Origin of the sequence: Lentzea sp. CC55 (assembly GCF_021056325.1) — a bacterium.
GTDB lineage: Bacteria > Actinomycetota > Actinomycetes > Mycobacteriales > Pseudonocardiaceae > Lentzea > Lentzea jiangxiensis.
In genome coordinates this window covers 1-16,324 of record NZ_JAJCXE010000032.1, presented here as the reverse complement: position 1 = coordinate 16,324, position 16,324 = coordinate 1, and the positions used below count along the sequence as shown (strand labels likewise).

General features: G+C 69.4%; 21 protein-coding genes and 1 pseudogene. 19 read left to right on the top strand and 3 right to left on the bottom strand.

The window, feature by feature from the left end; genetic code table 11:
- Positions 1 to 39 precede the first annotated feature (39 nt).
- From hemB to L6E10_RS25220, 10 genes are read left to right on the top strand one after another with little or no spacing between them, the layout of a single operon-like run.
- The gene (gene hemB, locus L6E10_RS25265; protein ID WP_236222045.1) at positions 40 to 1,014 is read left to right on the top strand and encodes a porphobilinogen synthase; all 975 of its coding nucleotides are present in this window, start codon (positions 40 to 42) and stop codon (positions 1,012 to 1,014) included.
- A complete protein-coding gene (locus L6E10_RS25260; RefSeq protein WP_236222043.1) occupies positions 999 to 1,508 on the top strand; it encodes a hypothetical protein in 510 nt (169 codons plus the stop codon). The genes hemB and L6E10_RS25260 overlap by 16 nt, the downstream gene beginning before the upstream one ends.
- A 9-nt stretch (positions 1,509 to 1,517) precedes the next feature.
- Positions 1,518 to 1,961: a hypothetical protein gene (locus tag L6E10_RS25255; protein ID WP_236222041.1), complete on the top strand. Its 444-nt coding sequence runs from the start codon at positions 1,518 to 1,520 to the stop codon at positions 1,959 to 1,961.
- Positions 1,958 to 2,359 carry a hypothetical protein gene (locus tag L6E10_RS25250; protein ID WP_236222039.1) on the top strand — a complete coding sequence of 134 codons (402 nt, stop codon included), beginning with the start codon at positions 1,958 to 1,960 and terminating at the stop codon, positions 2,357 to 2,359. The genes L6E10_RS25255 and L6E10_RS25250 overlap by 4 nt, the downstream gene beginning before the upstream one ends.
- Positions 2,356 to 2,970: a hypothetical protein gene (locus tag L6E10_RS25245; protein ID WP_236222037.1), complete on the top strand. Its 615-nt coding sequence runs from the start codon at positions 2,356 to 2,358 to the stop codon at positions 2,968 to 2,970. Before L6E10_RS25250 ends, L6E10_RS25245 begins: the two co-directional genes overlap by 4 nt.
- On the top strand, positions 2,970 to 3,389 hold the full coding sequence (locus L6E10_RS25240) for a DUF3093 family protein (RefSeq protein WP_236222036.1): 420 nt from the start codon (positions 2,970 to 2,972) through the stop codon (positions 3,387 to 3,389). The genes L6E10_RS25245 and L6E10_RS25240 overlap by 1 nt, the downstream gene beginning before the upstream one ends.
- Before the next feature lie 5 nt (positions 3,390 to 3,394).
- The gene (locus L6E10_RS25235; protein WP_236222034.1) at positions 3,395 to 3,745 is read left to right on the top strand and encodes a hypothetical protein; all 351 of its coding nucleotides are present in this window, start codon (positions 3,395 to 3,397) and stop codon (positions 3,743 to 3,745) included.
- Between the two features lie 10 nt (positions 3,746 to 3,755).
- On the top strand, positions 3,756 to 5,051 hold the full coding sequence (gene hemL / locus L6E10_RS25230) for a glutamate-1-semialdehyde 2,1-aminomutase (protein ID WP_236222033.1): 1,296 nt from the start codon (positions 3,756 to 3,758) through the stop codon (positions 5,049 to 5,051).
- The gene (locus tag L6E10_RS25225; RefSeq protein ID WP_236222032.1) at positions 5,048 to 5,677 is read left to right on the top strand and encodes a histidine phosphatase family protein; all 630 of its coding nucleotides are present in this window, start codon (positions 5,048 to 5,050) and stop codon (positions 5,675 to 5,677) included. The genes hemL and L6E10_RS25225 overlap by 4 nt, the downstream gene beginning before the upstream one ends.
- Positions 5,674 to 6,231 (top strand): TlpA disulfide reductase family protein, encoded by a 558-nt coding sequence (locus L6E10_RS25220; RefSeq protein ID WP_236222031.1) that lies wholly within the window; start codon positions 5,674 to 5,676, stop codon positions 6,229 to 6,231. The genes L6E10_RS25225 and L6E10_RS25220 overlap by 4 nt, the downstream gene beginning before the upstream one ends.
- A gap of 605 nt (positions 6,232 to 6,836) precedes the next feature.
- On the opposite strand, the gene L6E10_RS25215 is transcribed toward L6E10_RS25220, so the two are convergent.
- Positions 6,837 to 7,826, bottom strand: coding sequence for a M64 family metallopeptidase (locus tag L6E10_RS25215; RefSeq protein WP_236222029.1), 990 nt, complete (start codon positions 7,824 to 7,826; stop codon positions 6,837 to 6,839).
- Between the two features lie 129 nt (positions 7,827 to 7,955).
- Here L6E10_RS25215 and L6E10_RS25210 point away from each other — a divergent pair, with 129 nt between their 5' ends.
- The 4 genes from L6E10_RS25210 (at position 7,956) to L6E10_RS25195 (ending at position 12,578) form a co-directional block, all read left to right on the top strand.
- The gene (locus L6E10_RS25210; RefSeq protein WP_236222027.1) at positions 7,956 to 8,732 is read left to right on the top strand and encodes a cytochrome c biogenesis CcdA family protein; all 777 of its coding nucleotides are present in this window, start codon (positions 7,956 to 7,958) and stop codon (positions 8,730 to 8,732) included.
- A gap of 41 nt (positions 8,733 to 8,773) precedes the next feature.
- A complete protein-coding gene (locus L6E10_RS25205) occupies positions 8,774 to 10,249 on the top strand; it encodes a cytochrome c biogenesis protein ResB (protein WP_236222075.1) in 1,476 nt (491 codons plus the stop codon).
- On the top strand, positions 10,249 to 11,166 hold the full coding sequence (ccsB, locus tag L6E10_RS25200; protein ID WP_236222025.1) for a c-type cytochrome biogenesis protein CcsB: 918 nt from the start codon (positions 10,249 to 10,251) through the stop codon (positions 11,164 to 11,166). Before L6E10_RS25205 ends, ccsB begins: the two co-directional genes overlap by 1 nt.
- Positions 11,167 to 11,267: 101 nt before the next feature.
- On the top strand, positions 11,268 to 12,578 hold the full coding sequence (locus L6E10_RS25195) for a MinD/ParA family protein (protein ID WP_236222023.1): 1,311 nt from the start codon (positions 11,268 to 11,270) through the stop codon (positions 12,576 to 12,578).
- Between the two features lie 57 nt (positions 12,579 to 12,635).
- Here the strand turns inward: L6E10_RS25195 and L6E10_RS25190 are convergent, their stop codons facing one another.
- Both L6E10_RS25190 and L6E10_RS25185 read right to left on the bottom strand, forming a co-directional pair.
- Entirely contained in the window at positions 12,636 to 12,803 is a 168-nt protein-coding gene (locus tag L6E10_RS25190; RefSeq protein ID WP_090046371.1) for a hypothetical protein, read from the bottom strand.
- A gap of 57 nt (positions 12,804 to 12,860) precedes the next feature.
- Positions 12,861 to 13,067 carry a BldC family transcriptional regulator gene (locus L6E10_RS25185; protein WP_089915625.1) on the bottom strand — a complete coding sequence of 69 codons (207 nt, stop codon included), beginning with the start codon at positions 13,065 to 13,067 and terminating at the stop codon, positions 12,861 to 12,863.
- 162 nt (positions 13,068 to 13,229) lie between these two features.
- Between L6E10_RS25185 and L6E10_RS25180 the strand changes: the two genes are divergently transcribed.
- From L6E10_RS25180 to L6E10_RS25160, 5 genes and pseudogenes are all read left to right on the top strand, one after another.
- Complete coding sequence (locus tag L6E10_RS25180; protein WP_236222022.1) at positions 13,230 to 13,694, top strand: Lrp/AsnC family transcriptional regulator; 465 nt, start codon at positions 13,230 to 13,232, stop codon at positions 13,692 to 13,694.
- Between the two features lie 4 nt (positions 13,695 to 13,698).
- Positions 13,699 to 13,968 (top strand): DUF4229 domain-containing protein, encoded by a 270-nt coding sequence (locus tag L6E10_RS25175; RefSeq protein ID WP_236222020.1) that lies wholly within the window; start codon positions 13,699 to 13,701, stop codon positions 13,966 to 13,968.
- A gap of 27 nt (positions 13,969 to 13,995) precedes the next feature.
- Complete coding sequence (locus L6E10_RS25170; RefSeq protein WP_236222018.1) at positions 13,996 to 15,084, top strand: PLP-dependent cysteine synthase family protein; 1,089 nt, start codon at positions 13,996 to 13,998, stop codon at positions 15,082 to 15,084.
- A gap of 64 nt (positions 15,085 to 15,148) precedes the next feature.
- On the top strand, positions 15,149 to 15,445 hold the full coding sequence (locus L6E10_RS25165; protein WP_236222016.1) for a hypothetical protein: 297 nt from the start codon (positions 15,149 to 15,151) through the stop codon (positions 15,443 to 15,445).
- Positions 15,442 to 16,324: pseudogene (locus tag L6E10_RS25160) on the top strand (hypothetical protein); the annotation flags it as partial. The gene L6E10_RS25165 and the pseudogene L6E10_RS25160, both read left to right, overlap by 4 nt.

Genomic DNA, 16,324 nt, shown 5'->3' with positions numbered 1-16,324 from the left:
GGTGGCCCCTTCGACTCTCTCGAAGTCAGGGAGTCTCCGATGTACCCACTTCACCGGCCGAGGCGTCTGCGCACGACGCCCGCCATGCGCCGCCTGGTCTCCGAGACCGAGGTGCGCCCCCGCCAGCTCGTGCTGCCGATGTTCGTGAAGGAAGGCCTGGCGGAGCCGGCCGGGATCAGCAGCATGCCGGGCGTTCTGCAGCACACGCGCGACTCGCTGCGCAAGGCCGCGGTCGAGGCCGTGCAGGCGGGTGTCGGCGGCATCATGCTGTTCGGCGTCCCGGCCGAGCGCGACGCCGTCGGGTCCGCCGGCACCGACCCGGACGGCATCCTCAACGTCGCGCTGAACGACCTGCGCGCGGAGCTGGGCGACAGCACCGTCCTCATGTCGGACTGCTGCCTCGACGAGTTCACCGACCACGGCCACTGCGGCGTGCTCGCCGCGGACGGCACCGTCGACAACGACGCCACGCTGCAGGCCTACGGCGAGCTGGCCGTGGCCCAGGCGCGCGCCGGTGCCCACGTCGTCGGCCCCAGCGGCATGATGGACGGCCAGACCGCCTTCATCCGCAACGCCCTGGACGCCGCGGGCTTCACCGACACCGGCATCCTCGCGTACGCGGTGAAGTACGCCTCGGCGTTCTACGGCCCGTTCCGCGACGCCGTCGAGTCGCAGCTCGCGGGCGACCGCAAGACCTACCAGCAGGACCCCGCGAACGCCCGCGAGGCGATGCGCGAGGTGCGGCTGGACCTCGCCGAGGGCGCGGACATGGTCATGGTCAAGCCCGCCCTGCTGTACCTGGACGTGCTGCGCGCGATCGCCGAGGTCTCGGACGTTCCCGTTGCGGCGTACCAGATCTCCGGTGAGTACGCGATGATCGAGGCCGCCGCCGCGAACGGCTGGATCGACCGGGAGCGCTCGATCCTCGAGTCGCTCACGTCCATCCGCCGCGCCGGTGCGGACATCCTGCTCACCTACTGGGCCGTGGAAGCCGCCCGGTGGCTGGACCGGTAGCCACCCCCGTCCCGAAGCTGGTCGACGTCGCGCGCTGGCTGTGGATCGCCGGCGCGTGCGTCGGCATGACGCGGTTCGTCGCTGAGCTCTTCGACCGCGAGACCCTCGTCGCCGAAGCACGCCGTCAGAACCCCGCACTGGGGCAGGACCAGGTCGACGCCGCCGTCGACCGCGGTGTCCTCTTGGGACTCGTGGTCGCGGCCGCGTTCCTGTTCGTGTACACGCGGCTGGCCACCAGGATGGCGCACGGCCGCAACTGGGCCAGGGTCGTGCTGACGGTCCTGGGTGTCGCGTCCGTCGCTTTCGGACTGTTCCGGCTCGTGGCGTGGGCCGGCGGGGCCGCGGCGTCCGCGGGCGTGGAGATGCGGCCGCTCGACCTGGCCGTCACGGTGGTCACCGCGGTGCTCGAAACGACGGCGGTCGTGCTGATGTACCGGGTGCCCGGGCACTTCCGGAAACGTGGCGCGGTGGACAGTGCCTTGCCGCGCACCTAGGTTTCGACCGTGAAGTCACCGAAGGAACCGGGCACCCCCGGCGCGATCACCGCGGGCTACTGGCTCGTCGTCGCCGGCTCCGCACTCGGCGTGCTGTCCGCGTTGTACATGGCCTTCAACACCGAGCTGCTGGTCGACGCCGCCGTCAGGGCGAACAGGGACCCGAAGATCACGCGGGACATGCTCGCGTCGAGCACGACCGTCGTGGTCGTCGTCTCGCTGGTGGTCACGGCCGTGCTGGCCGGGCTCGCGGTGTGGTTCGCGGGCAAGGTGCGGTCCGGGCTGAAGAAGAGCCGCACCGGCCTGATGATCACGCTGCTGATCGGCCTGTTCTTCCAGATGATCACGAACGTGCTCGGCGTCGTGACCGCCCTGGTCGCCGTGTCCGGACTGGTGCTCTTCTACTTCCGGCAGTCGAGCGACCACCTCACCGAACGCGAGCAGGCGGCGTGAAGGAGGACGTTCCCCGGCCAGTCCGCATCGCGGTCGGCCTCTGGCTCGCGAACGCGGTCTTCGTCGTGTTCACCACGGCGGGGCTGTGGTTCCAGCGCGGTGAGGTCCAGCAGCTGACGAACTGGACGTCAGGGCAGGTCATGAGCTTCCTGGCGACGTTGTCGGTCGTCGCGCTGATCTTCGTCGCCGCCTACGCGTGGCTCACGAGGCTCTTCCTCAAGCGCAAGAACTGGCCGCGGGTCGCGTTGTCGTTCATCGCGATCCTGCACATGATCTGGATCCTGTTCCTCGGCGTCAGCGCGTCCAACCTGGTCACGTTGCTGCTCATCTGCGCCGCGATCGTCTTCACGTGGCAGGCGCGTACGGCACAGTGGCTGGCGGAGGTGCGTGAGCAGTGACCCAACCGCACGACCCGTGGGCGAACCCGGGCGACGACGTCCAGTGGCAGAACCCGGCGGGCGCCTACCCGGTGACGCCGCAGCCCGGCGGGCAGTACCAGGTGAGCCACGTCGGGCAGGAGAGCTTCTCGATGGCGCCGTTGCCGCCGGTGCAGCCCTACGAGATGGCCCCGCCGAGGCCCGCCACGATCACCGCGGCGGCGTGGACCTGGATCGCGGGCGCCGTGCTGTCCGTGGCCGTGCTGCCGGTGATGCTGCTCACCAACGCCGACTTCTTCGTCAACGGCGACAGGGTGCTCTCCGAGGAGGACCGCCAGGCCGGCGAGCTCGGGCTGCGGGTGATGGCGACGTTGTTCGGCTTCGCCATGCTCGTCGCCGCCGCGCCGTACGTCGCGTTCGCCATCGTGCTGCGCAACGGTCAGAACTGGGCGCGGATCCTGCTCACCATCCTCGGCGTGCTCGGGGTCCTGTCGATGATGGCCATCACGTTCATCGCGGTGGGCGGGGAGGTGTGGCAGCCGACTGTGACGATGACCATCGTGACGACGGGCCTGACCGTCGCCGCCCTCGTGCTGCAGTTCCTGCCCGCGTCGAACAGGTACGTGCGCTAGTGCTCTACCGCGAGTCGGGCAGCAGCTGGTGGCCGTTGCTGTGGGGACCGGCGTTCGCGGTGACCGGGTACCTCGTCGAGCTTTTGACCGGGCCCGCGTCCGTGGTCCTGTGGACCGTCGTGGGCCTCGCGCTGGCGCTCGGCGCGGTGCTGTGGGTCCACGGCCGGGTGAAGACCGGCAGCGTCGTGCTGACGGCCGAGGAGGTCCAGTTCGGGCGCGAGAAGATGCCGGTCGCGATGATCGAGGCCTGCTCGGACGTGGGCGCGCCGGCCGGTGCGCGGGTGCTCGGCGGCGGGTGGTCGGTGCCCAAGGGGACGACCGCCGTGCCGCTGCGGCTGTGCGACGGCGCGGTGGTGCTGGGCTGGGCGCGTGATCCGGAAGCCTTCCTCGCGGCGCTGCGCCGGGTCGTGAGAAGGTGAGCGGCGTGACAGAGGCCGTGACCGAGCCGGAGACCGTCGTGGAGGAGCCCGAAGAGGCACCGCCGGCCGGCCCGGGCCTGCACCAGCCCAAGCGGTGGCTCATCGCCGCCGGCGAGGTCGTCGCGATCGTCCTGCTGGTCGTCGCCGCCGTGTGGTGCTGGAACCGCGGTGTCGTGCGCCTCGAGTACCCCGGCGACGGCGGCGCGTCGCTGACCTCCACGCGCCTGTACGGCAACTGGCTGGGCACCGCCGCCGGCGCGGTGACGCTGGCCGTGGTCCTCGCCCTCGACGCCGTGCGGCAGGGCCTGCTGGCCGTGCGCACCCGGCCGCAGAAAGCCGCCGGCTCCGACATGTGAGACTGGGATCGTGACTGCGAGTCGATCCCAGGCCCTGTTCGAGCGCGCGTCGACGCTGACCCCCGGCGGGGTCAACTCTCCGGTGCGGGCGTTCCACTCCGTCGGAGGCACTCCGCGCTTCATGGTGCGCGGCGAGGGCCCGCACCTGTGGGACGCGGACGGCAACCGGTACGTCGACCTGGTGGCCTCGTGGGGCCCGATGATCCTCGGGCACGCCCACCCGGCCGTGGTCGAGGCGGTGCAGAAGGCGGCCTCCTCCGGGTTGTCGTTCGGCACGCCGACCGAGGGGGAGATCGACCTCGCGGCCGAGATCGTCGACCGCGTCGAGCCGGTCCGGCAGGTCCGCCTGGTCAACTCGGGCACCGAGGCCACGATGAGCGCGATCCGCCTGGCCCGCGGGTTCACCGAGCGCCGCAAGGTCGTCAAGTTCGCCGGCTGCTACCACGGCCACGTCGACGCGCTGCTCGCCCAGGCGGGCTCCGGCGTCGCGACGCTCGGCCTGCCCTCGTCGCCGGGCGTCACGGGCGCGCAGGCCGAGGACACGATCGTGCTGCCGTACAACGACATCGAGGCCGTGCGGGCGGCGTTCGCCGAGAACCCCGGCGAGATCGCCTGCGTCATCACCGAGGCCGCGGCGGGCAACATGGGCGCCGTCGCGCCGGGCGCCGACTTCAACCAGGGCCTGCGCGACCTGTGCGACGCCGACGGCGCGCTTCTCGTCATGGACGAGGTCATGACGGGCTTCCGCGTCTCGCGCGCCGGCTGGTACGGCCTCGAGCGCGTGCGCGGCGACCTCTACACGTTCGGCAAGGTCATGTCCGGCGGCCTGCCCGCGGCGGCGTTCGGCGGCCGCGCGGACGTCATGGCGCGACTCGCGCCCTCCGGCCCCGTCTACCAGGCCGGGACGCTGTCCGGGAACCCCGTGGCGGTCGCCGCCGGCCTGGCCACGCTGCGCGCGGCCAACGATGACGTCTACGCGGCCCTGAACCGCAACGCGACCCGCCTGGGCGCGCTCTTCACCGCCGCGCTGACCGACGCGGGCGTCGAGCACCGCGTGCAGTTCGCCGGGAACATGGTGAGCGTGTTCTTCGGTTCCTCGGAGGTGAAGGACTACGCGGGCGCCCAGGCGTGCGAGACGTGGCGCTTCCCGCCGTTCTTCCACGCCCTGCTCGAACGAGGCGTCTACGCCCCGCCCTCGGCCTTCGAGGCGTGGTTCGTGAACGCCGCCATGGGTGAAGAGGAGTTCGCCGTGATCGCCGACGCACTGCCGCACGCGGCCCGCGCCGCCAAGGAGGCCCGCCAGTGAGCCGCACCACCGTCCACCTGCTCCGCCACGGCGAGGTGCACAACCCGACCGGCATCCTCTACGGCCGCATCCCCGGCTTCAAGCTGTCCGAGCGCGGCCAGAAGCAGGCCCTGACCGTCGCAGAACACCTGGCGGACCGCGACATCGTGCACGTCGTCGCGTCGCCTTTGGACCGTGCACAGCAGACCGCCGCCCCCATCGCCGACTCGCACCGGCTGGAGCTCGCGGCGGACGAGCGGCTGATCGAGGCCGACAACCAGTTCGAGGGGCTGAAGGTGGCCGTGGGGGACGGTGCCCTGCGCTCCCCCCAGCACTGGCCGAAGCTCGTGAACCCGTTCCGGCCGTCGTGGGGCGAGCCGTACATCGAGATCGCCCACCGGATGCTGGGAGCCGTGCAGAAGGCCCGGTCGCTGGCCGAGGGGCACGAGGCCGTGTGCGTCTCCCACCAGTTGCCGATCTGGACCGTGCGCCGGTTCCTGGAGGGCAAGCGGATGTGGCACGACCCGCGCCGGCGCGAGTGCTCGCTGGCTTCCCTGACCTCGCTCGTCTTCGAGGGCGAGCAGCTGGTCCGGATCGTCTACACCGAACCCGTCGGCGCCACCAACCCCCGGGTGACCGGGGCATGAAGCGCCTGCTGGTCCTGCTGCTGTTGCTGGCGGGGTGCGCCACCGGCAAGGACGTCGCCCAGATCGGTGCCGGCGAGTTCTACCTCGTGGCACCCGGCGGGCAGGTGAAGCTCCGGTACGCGCCCGGTGAGCGGAAGCCGTTGACGGGGCTCGAGGGGGAGTCCCTGATGGAGGACGGCCGGACCGTCCGGCTGTCCGACTTCGCCGGGAAACCCGTCGTCATCAACATCTGGGGTGCCTGGTGCGGACCCTGCCGCACCGAGGCGCCGGAAATGCAGAAGGTCTTCGACTCCGGGACCCAGGTGCTCGGGGTCGACGTCAAGGAGACGTCGAAGGCCCAGCCGCGGGACTTCATGCGGGACCGGTCGCTGACCTACCCGTCCATCTACGATGCTTCTTCTCGTAGTTTCGTGAACGTTTTCCGGGGATTGCCCGCCAATGCCGTCCCCTCCACTTTCGTGGTGGACAAGGAGCACCGGGTAGCTGCTGTTTTCCTGGTTCCTGTGCTGGCTTCTGATCTGCAGGGCGTGGTGGAGGAGTTGGCTCGGGAATGATCTTGTCGGGGGTTCTGGGTAGGTTGTGTTGCGAGGGGTCCTGAGGGTGGGGGGACGCCTGCGTCAGCTTGCGTTTGTGCTGGATGTGGCGGTTTTTGGGCGGGGTGTGGCCTGAGTGCGTTTCCGCTGTCGCGTGCAGCCTGTTGCGTTTTCGCTGTTGCGTGCGGCTCGGTCGTGTTCGCCTGTTGCGTGCGGCCTGGTTGCGGTTGCGTGCTTTTTCCTGAGGGCTCTGCCCCCAGACCCCCGGCAATCTGATCGGGGGCCCGCGCCGGTCGTGGGTTGATGGCACGCCTGTTTGTGTTGGGCGGCTGCCGGTTGTGTTCGTTGTGGGGTGGGGCCGGTGGGGTGTCCCGTCACGAGTCGCACCAGGAGCTGGCCACATTCAGGTAGGGGTGTCAACTCGACGAAAAGCGTGTCGAGTTGACACCCCTACCTGAATGCAGCGAGAGCTGAGGTGCGACTCGTGACGGGATACCCCACCTGCGGGGCCGCCTGAAAAGCAAAAGCGAAAGCAAAAGCAAGAGCAAAAGCGGCTCGGCTTCGCCTTTGCTTCGGCTCGCCTTCGGCCTCGCGCTGGAGCTTCGGCTGCGTCTGTCGCTGGCCGCCTAAGGCGTGGGAGGTGCTGCCACCGGCTCGTTCAGCGACGGGATCTTCGCCTTGAACGCCTTGATCATCGCGTCGCGGCCGATCGAGTTGAACTGCTTGCCCAGGGTTCGCATGATCGAGTTCTCGGTGGGGCGGTACAGGCCGTTCTTGTAGTACCTCGCACCCTCGACCGGGGCGATCACGCCGCCGTCCGGGGAGGGCTGGCCCAGGTACTCGCCCCACTTGGCGCCGGTCGGGTCCTTGGTCACGTTGAACTCGCGTGGTTCGGTGCCGGTGTAGGTGGCGTAGGGGTAGTCGTACTCGTCGGCCAGGCCGCCGATCGAGTGGCCCAGTTCGTGGATCGCGATCTGGCCCGCTGAGGCGTTCGAGCCCGCGGCGGTGGCCACCGAGCCGCCTGCTCCGCCGTACTTCGCGGTGTTGCCGAGGGCGATGACCTGGTCTGCCTGCGGGGCGAGGGCCGCGTACTCCTTGGCCTTGGTCTCGTTGACGCAGAGGAGGCGTTCCGTGTTGGCGTCCCGGCCCTGGCACCAGAAGCCCATGTCGAGGGCGGTGTCCTTCGCGATGCCCTTGGTCGGGTCGTGGTCCACGCCGGACTCGTTCGAGATGACGTCGACCTGCCAGACGTTGAAGTACGCCTTGTAGGTGGCGAAGGGTTCCACCGCGGAGAGCTCGTCCCACTTGCTCCGCACGTTCGCCGTGTAGGTGGCGAGGTCGTCGGCCGTGTAGCCGTCGCCCACGAAGACCAGGTCGAAGGCGTCGGACGAGTCGCGGTCGCCGAAGATCTTCGTGACTTCCGCCGCTGCGAGGGCTTGCAGGCCCGCTGACTTCTCCGCCGGTGCCTTCGGGGTCCGGACCTGCGTGATCGAGCCGTCTTCGCCGAAGACCTCGCGCCATTCCATCGCCGGGGCGGCGCCACCGGTCGGTACCTGCGCGAACAGGGCCAGCGCGGTGACGGTCAGCGCTGGGAGGAGCAGCCGCGAACGATGCATGTGTTGACGCTAAGCAACCATGGTGTCACTCACAAGCGGCAATCGTCGTACTTTTGGCCCAAGCCTTGTGTCGGGGCAAAACCGACACCGGTCGTCGCGTGATCTGGGCAACTACCTACTCTGAGGTGTGTGAACCCCACCGATCTGGCGATTTCCGGACCGTTGCTGCTGGCCACCGGGGTTGCTCTGCTCGCTGGCTTCATCTCGTTCGCGTCGCCGTGCGTGGTGCCGCTCGTGCCCGGTTACCTGGCGTACCTCGCCGGGCTGGTCGGGGCCGAGGCGCCCCGGGTCGAGGCCGACGAGCCCGCGAAGGCCGGGCGGTTGCGGGTGGCCGGGGCCTCGCTGCTGTTCGTGGGCGGGTTCACAGTGGTCTTCGTGCTGGCCTCGATGACGATCCTCGGTGCCACGGATGCATTTCTGCTCAACGCTGATCTGTTCCAACGCATCGGTGGGGTCGTCACGATCCTGATGGGGCTCGTGTTCATCGGGCTGGTGCCGGCGCTGCAGAAGGACGTGCGGTTCCACGCGAAGCCCAGGGCCGGGCTGGTCGGGGCGCCGTTGCTCGGGGCCGTGTTCGCGCTCGGGTGGACGCCGTGCGTCGGGCCGACGCTCGCCGGGGTGCTGGCCGTGGCGCGCAGCACCGAGGTCGGGTCGTCGACGGTGCGCGGGGCCGTGCTGGTGCTCGCGTACTGCCTGGGGCTCGGGTTGCCGTTCGTGGTGCTCGCGCTCGGGGCTCGGTGGGCGCTGGGAGTCACGAAGTGGCTGCGCACGCACGCCCGGCAGGTGCAGATCTTCGGCGGCGTGCTGCTGATCCTGGTCGGGATCGCGCTGGTCACCGGGCTTTGGGGTGAGTTCGTCGGGTGGCTGCGCTACTCGTTCGTCGACGTCGTGGAGTTGCCGCTCTAGTGATCGCCTTCCTGCGCAACACGTGGCGCGGCCTCACGTCGATGAGGACCGCGCTGACGCTGCTGTTCCTGCTCGCACTCGCGGCGATGCCCGGTGCGCTGCTGCCGCAGTTGTCGCTCAACGCGGCCAAGGTCGACGAGTACGTCGCTCAAAGGGGCTGGTGGGGCGAACTGCTCCTGAAGCTCGGGTTCTTCGAGGTCTACGCAACGCCGTGGTTCGCCGCGATCTACCTGCTGCTGTTCACCTCCCTCGTCGGGTGCCTGCTGCCCCGCACGTGGGAGTACTTCAAGCAGATGCGCTCGAAGCCGGTGCTGACGCCGCGCAACCTCTCCCGCATGCCGCACCACGCGCAGGCCGAGCTCGACATCACGCCGGACGAGGCCGTCGAGCGCGCGAAGAAGGCCATGCGCGGCTGGCGGATGGACGCCGGCGAGGGCACGGTCAGCGCTGAGCGCGGGTTCCTGCGCGAGACCGGCAACCTGGTCTTCCACTTCGCGCTGCTGGGCCTGCTGGTGTCGTTCGCGCTGGGCAAGATGTTCAGCTACGAGGGCCAGGTCATCGTCCAGGCCAACGGCGGCCAGTTCTGCAACGGCGGCATCTTCAACTACGACTCGTTCCGGCCGGGCCTGCAGGTCGACGGCACGGACCTCACTCCGTTCTGCGTCGAGATCGGCGAGTTCTCCGCGGAGTACCTCGACAACGGCCAGCCCGTCGGCTTCCAGGCGGACATCCGCTACCAGTCGGGCCAGGACCTCGCCACGAACACCTGGAAGCCCTACACGCTGCAGGTCAACCACCCGCTGCGCACCGACGGCGACCGCGTCTACCTGCTCGGTCACGGCTACACGCCGACGTTCACGGTGACGTTCCCCAACGGCGAGAAGCGGACGCAGGGCATCCAGTGGCTGCCGGCCGACCAGCTCACGCTGGCCTCCGAGGGCGCCACGAAGTTCGACCCGCCGGGCATCACGGACTCCGAGACGCGGCGCAAGAACCAGATCGCGGTGACGGGGCTGCTGGCGCCGACGCCGCTGCTGCACGGCGGCATCCTGACCTCGAAGTTCCCCGCGCTGAACAACCCGATGGCCGCCGTCGACGTGTACCGCGGCGATCTCGGGGTGGACGACGGACGTGGCCAGTCGATCTTCTCGATCGACGCGAAGCTGGTCGAGCAGGGCCGGTTGCAGAAGGTCGCGCGCAAGAACCTCGCGCTGGGCGAGGAGATCGCGCTCGACGACGGCACCAAGGTGCGCTTCGACTCCGTGAGCGACTGGGTGTCGTTGCAGGTCTCGCACGACCCGACCCAGGGGTACGTGCTGGCGTTCGCCATCCTGATCATCCTCGGCCTGGGGGTCTCGCTGACCGTCAAGCGCCGCAGGGTGTGGGTGCGTGCGACCCGTTTGGAGGACGGGCGTACTTTGGTCGAGGTCGGCGGGCTCGCCCGTACTGACCAGGCAGGATACGGCGAGGAGTTCACGCGCCTCGCCCGCGCGGTCTTGAACGAGGAGAAGTCCTGATGCCGGTCAACGAGACACTCGCGACCTACAGCGACTGGCTGTACCGCAGCGCTCTGGGCGTCTACCTGTTCGCGGTCCTGCTCTACGCGGTCGAGCAGGCCTTCTCCCGTGCGCCGCGCAAGGCCGGGGCGCTGGTCGGTGCCGGTGCGCCGAACGTCCTCGCCGACGAGCCGAAGAGCGAGCTGACCAAGGCCGAACGCATCGGTCGCATGGGCGCCGCGATGACGGTCCTCGGCGCGTTGCTGCACCTCGGGTCGTTGGTCATGCGCGGTCTGTCGGCCGGGCGGGCGCCCTGGGGCAACATGTACGAGTACATGTCGCTGCTGTGCCTCGCGGCCGTGGCGACGTGGATCGTGCTGATGGTCAAGTTCCCGATCCGCCGGCTCGGCGTGTTCGTGCTGCCCCCGATCCTGGTCCTGCTGTTCCTCGGCGGCACCGTCCTCTACGCCGAGTCGGCGCCGGTCCAGCCCGCGCTGCGGTCGTACTGGCTGGTGATCCACGTCTCGGTGATCTCGATCTCCTCCGGCATCCTGCTGATCCCGGGCGTCACGTCGATCCTCTACCTGCTCAAGGACCGCCAGACCGACCGCTTCCCGAAGCTGCCGTCCGCCGACGTGCTCGACCGCATGTCGTACCGGACCACGGTGCTCGCGTTCCCGCTGTTCACCGCGGGCATCATCTGCGGCGCGATCTGGGCGGAAGCGGCATGGGGCCGGTTCTGGGGCTGGGACCCCAAGGAGACGGTGGCGTTCGTCTCGTGGGTGGTCTACGCGGCGTATCTGCACGCGCGTGCGACGGCCGGTTGGCGTGGCCGCGGGGCCGCTTGGATCAACGTCGCGGGCTTCGCGCTGAACGTCTTCAACCTGTTCTTCATCAACTTGGTCGCGACCGGGTTGCATTCTTACGCCGGTCTCTGACGAGTTGGCCCCCACGTCGATGGAACCGCTGGTGGTTGCGTACCGTCGCAACTCGGGGGTCGGGGAAGTCCTGGTCCCCTTGCTCAGGGAGGGCCACAGCGGTGACATGGCAACCACCGGGTGAGGAACAGGGCTCCGGCCCGCAGTACGTCGACCCTCAGGCGGCGGCCTACCTCGACCCGCAGCAATCCGGCCCGCAGCACGTCAGCGGCGGCCAATCCGGCCCCTACCACGTGGGCGGCAACCCCTCCGGCCCGTACCAGGTGCCCGGCGGTGCCTCCGGTCCCTACCAGGTGCCCGGCACCGCGTCGGGTCCGTACCCGGTGCCCGGTTCGCAGTCGGGCAGCTACCAGGTGGGCGGCGGCCAGTCGGGTGCTCATCCGGTCGGTGGTGGCCCGTCCGGTCCGCACAGCACGGGGCAGAACGCGGCGCAGTACGGGCAGTTCGCCGGCTCGCCGTTCCCGAACAACTTCCCGCAGCAGCAGTACCGCTCGCAGGCGCAGGAAGTGTCGTCGCAGCAGCTGATCAAGAAGGAGAAGCGCCCGCCGACGTCGGGCTGGCGCAAGACCCTGCACACGGTCACCGGTGGCGCCATCAACCTCGGCGAGAGCCCTGCCGACGTGCGCCGCCGCGAGCTGATCGCGCGGATCAACCAGCCGCTGCGCGGGTGCTACAAGATCGCGATGCTGTCGCTCAAGGGTGGTGTCGGCAAGACCACGACGACCACGACGCTGGGCTCGACGTTCTCGTCGCTGCGCGGTGACCGGGTGATCGCCGTCGACGCGAACCCCGACCGCGGCACGTTGGCGCTGAAGATCCCGCGGGAGACCACGGCGACCGTGCGCCACCTTCTGCGCGACGCACCGCGGATCACGAAGTACAGCGACGTGCGCGCGTACACCTCGCAGTCGCCCGCGCGCCTTGAGGTGCTGGCGTCCGAGCAGGACCCGGCGGTGTCGGAGGCGTTCAGCGAAGAGGACTACCGGCGCACGGTGGCGTTGCTGGAGCACTTCTACAACATCGTGCTGACCGACTGCGGCACCGGACTGATGCACTCGGCGATGAAGGGCGTGCTGGACGAGGCGGACTCGCTGGTCCTGGTGTCGTCCGGCTCCGTCGACGGCGCGCAGACCTCGGCCGCGACGCTCGACTGGCTGGAGGCTCACGGCTACCGCGACCTGGTCGCGAAGTCCGTGTGCGTGATCAACTCGGTGCGCCCGAAGTCGGGCAAGGTCGACATCGACAAGCTCGCCGCCCACTTCCAGCAGCGGTGCCGTGCCGTGGTCCGCCTGCCGTTCGACGCCCACCTCGAGGAGGGCGCCGAGATCGCGCTGGACCAGCTCGCGCCGGAGACCCGGCTCGCGTTGCTGGAACTCGCCGCGGTGGTCGCGGACGACTTCCCGCACTCCTGAGGCGGGTACGTCGGACAGTGGCGGAAAGGGGTCCTGCGATCAGGGCCCCTTTTCCGTTCACTCCTCGCGCTTGCGCTGCTCGTCGAGCTTGCGCAGGAACTCCGGGTCGTCGTCGGGTGCGATCACCTTGCGGCCTGGGGTGTACTCCGAGTGCTGCGGGGCGAACGCTCGCCACACGAGCACAGCCACGGTGAGCGCACCGATCACCGCCAGCAGGTAGATCATCGTGTCGCCACCTCCCTTTGCCACGAGATTACCCGCGGCACAGGAGTTACTACGGTTTCAATGGCGAACGGGTTCAGTCGCCTCGGTCGTCAACTCCGAGAGGAGCTGCTTCACCTCGGTCTCACGGAACCTGCGATGTCCTCCAGGGGTGCGGATCGAGCCGATGCGACCTGCGGTGGCCCATCGGGTCACGGTCTTCGGGTCGACCCGGAACAGATTGGCGACTTCCCCAGGCGTCAAGAGCCGCTCGGTGGCTGCAGTCACTCGTCCTCCTCAGATCAGACGTTCCGGTCTGATCGTGGCATCTGACCCATCAGGTACTCGAACGCTTGTTGTTTGGTAAAGAGGTAGTAAGGGACGCAGGGGGCGAACCGGACACGCGAGGTCCGCTGTGTGCCCGGACACGTGGGGCATAGGGTGTCGCGGGTGGATGCTCTTGATCGGCAGATCATCGCCGCGCTGCGCGCCAACGGACGGGCCACGTACGCCGATCTCGGCAGGCAGGTCGGCCTGTCCGCGTCCGCCGTGCACGAGCGGGTCGGCAAGCTCGAGTCCAGCGGCGTGATCGTCGGCTACCACGCCGTCGTGGACCCCAGCGCGGTCGGCCTGGGCGTGACGGCGCTGATCGGGATCCACCCCACCGACATCGCGGACGACAACGAGGTCGCCGTCGCCCTCGGTGAGCTGCACGAGGTCGAGTCCTGCTACCGGGTGGCGGGCGACGAGTCGTTCATCGTCAAGGTCAGGGTGGCCACGGTCGACGACCTGGAGCGCTCGCTCGGCCGTCTGCGGCGCATCCCCGGGGTGGCCCGCACCCGCACGACCGTGGTGCTCTCCACGCGGTTCGAGGGGCGCCCGAACACCGGCGACGAGGAAGGCGACGTAACCTGAACGGGTGCTCGCTCGTGATGTGACGCTCTACGTCCTCGCACGCCTCGGCCTCGTCGCGGCGGTGACCGGCGCGCTGCTGTTGTTCAAGGTTCCTTTGCTCCCGGCGCTGGCCGTCGGGGTCGTCGTGGCGCTGCCTGCGTCGTTGTTCCTCTTCAAGGGGCTGCGCCAGCGGGTCGCGGCGGGCCTGAACGAGCACCAGGCGGCGCGCAGGGCCGAGCGGGACAAGCTGCGGTCCGAGCTGCGCGGTGACGAAGGTCCTGTCACCCAGGCATAGGACGTCTGCCCGGTTATCGTGCGGGCTGTGAGTACCTCCGTTGACCGCGTTTGCAGCAGGACCAGGCACTGGGTGTGCGAGGCCGTCGGGATCATCGAGGCGGACGCGAACCGCAGCGCCGACACGCACCTGCTGCGCTACCCGCTTCCGCTCGAATGGGGCATCGACCTCTACCTGAAGGACGAGTCGACGCACCCCACGGGCTCGTTGAAGCACCGGCTCGCGCGGTCGTTGTTCCTCTACGCCATCTGCAACGGCTGGATCACCGGCGGCACCCCCGTGATCGAGGCGTCGTCCGGGTCGACGGCGGTCTCCGAGGCGTACTTCGCGCGGCTGCTGGGGCTGCCGTTCATCGCCGTCATGCCCCGTTCGACCTCGGCCGAGAAGGTCGCCCTGATCGAGCGGCAGGGCGGGAAGTGCCACTTCATCGACGAGCCGTCGGCGCTCTACGACGAGTCGCGGCGGCTCGCGGCCGAGCTCGGCGGTCACTTCATGGACCAGTTCACCCACGCCGAGCGGGCCACGGACTGGCGGGGCAACAACAACATCGCCGAGTCCATCTTCGAGCAGATGAGGCTGGAGCCCTCGCCGGAGCCCGACTGGATCGTCGTCGGCGCGGGCACGGGCGGCACGTCGGCCACCATCGGCCGGTACGTCCACTACCAGAAGCTGAACACCCGGCTGGCCGTCGTCGACCCCGAACACTCGGTGTTCTTCGAGGCCTGGCGCGACGGCAACCGCGACCTGGTGGGCACGCGCGGCTCGGGCATCGAGGGCATCGGACGGCCGCGGGTGGAGCCGTCGTTCATCGGCGAGGTGATCGACCGGATGATCAAGGTCCCGGACGCGTCGTCGGTCGCGACGATCCGGTACGTGGAGGACCTGCTCGGCCGGCGCGTCGGCGGCTCCACCGGCACGAACCTCTGGGGAGCGTTCCAGATCGTCGCCGAGATGCGGCAGTCCCGTGCGCGCGGGAGCGTGGTCACGCTGCTGTGCGACGGCGGCGAGCGTTACGCGAACACCTATTACGACGACACATGGGTAGCCGCTCAGGGCATGCACCTCGACCCGTGCCTGGAACGGCTGGAGAACTTCCACCGCACGGGGAACTGGTGACGAGAGCTGTGCGTCACAGCGTGACCTGAGCACCTGAGTCCGCAGGGGGGACGCTGTGTCGTCGATGCACACCGACGCGGCCGAGTTGCGCGCGTACGCCGAGTACCTGCGCACCGAGGCCCAAGAGTTCGAGACGATCCGCAAGTACGTCCACGCCACGGCCTGCGACAAGGCGGGCTTCACCGGTCTGCTGACGTTGCTGCAGCCGGGCGTGGACGTCGTGCGCGCGTTGTTCGACGAGACGCTCGACTTCGGCAAATCGAAGCTCGAGGGCACGGCTTCCGCGGTGGACGCGACGGCGAAGACCTACGAGGACCTCGACCGGGCTCAGCGGGCGATCTTCGAGGGGATCCTCAGGTGACCACCGCGAGCTACCAGTCCGTGCGCCCGGTCGCGGCCTCCCTCAAGCAACCCGAGGTCGACCGGGCGTCGCTCAACGACGTCCTGCAGGAGCAGGGCTGGGGTGTCCAGGCCGTCAACTGGGTGTTCGAGGCGGTGACCGGCGAGAGCCTGGTCGCCACGATCATCACGCCGATCACCGGCGACTGGTCGAAGATCCGCGCCGACGGCGACGCGTGGCGCATGGTCGGCAACGCCATGAACGACGTCTCGTACAACCTCACCGACGCGGTGGGCAAGGTGCGCGACCACTGGGACGGCGACGCGGCCCGCGCCCACGAGAAGTACATCGCGCTCGGCTGGAAGGCCGGCCTGCTCGCGGAGATGGGCGTCGCCCAGCTGATCGCGAAGGGCTTCGACACCGTCGCGTCCGGGGCGGAGGCGCTCGGCAAGCAGGCCGCCCGCCTGCTCGACTACCTCGTCAACAAGCTGCTCGAGGCCGCCGCCACCGTCTGGATCCCGGTCGGCGGCTGGATCAAGGCCGCCGAGATGGTCTGGAACGCGTACCAGATCTACCGGCGCGTCATGGACATCATCGAGACGGTCCAGAAGCTCATCGCCGACGTGAAGGCGCTCTTCGACGCCGTCGGCCGCGTCTTCTCCGCGATCGGCAAGCTGAAGGACGCCGACTCCCTCGCCGAGGCCATGAACGCCACCCAGGAGGTGGCAGAGGCCGGGCGCGACGTCCGCAACTCGATCAACGACATCCGCGACGACATGACGGCCATCAAGGACTCCGCGACCGAGATCGTGGACCGCGGCCAGGACATCGGCACGAAGGTCCGCGAGGTCACCGCACCCCCCGGTGCCTCCGACGCCGAGGGCACCAAGCCCGCCGCCG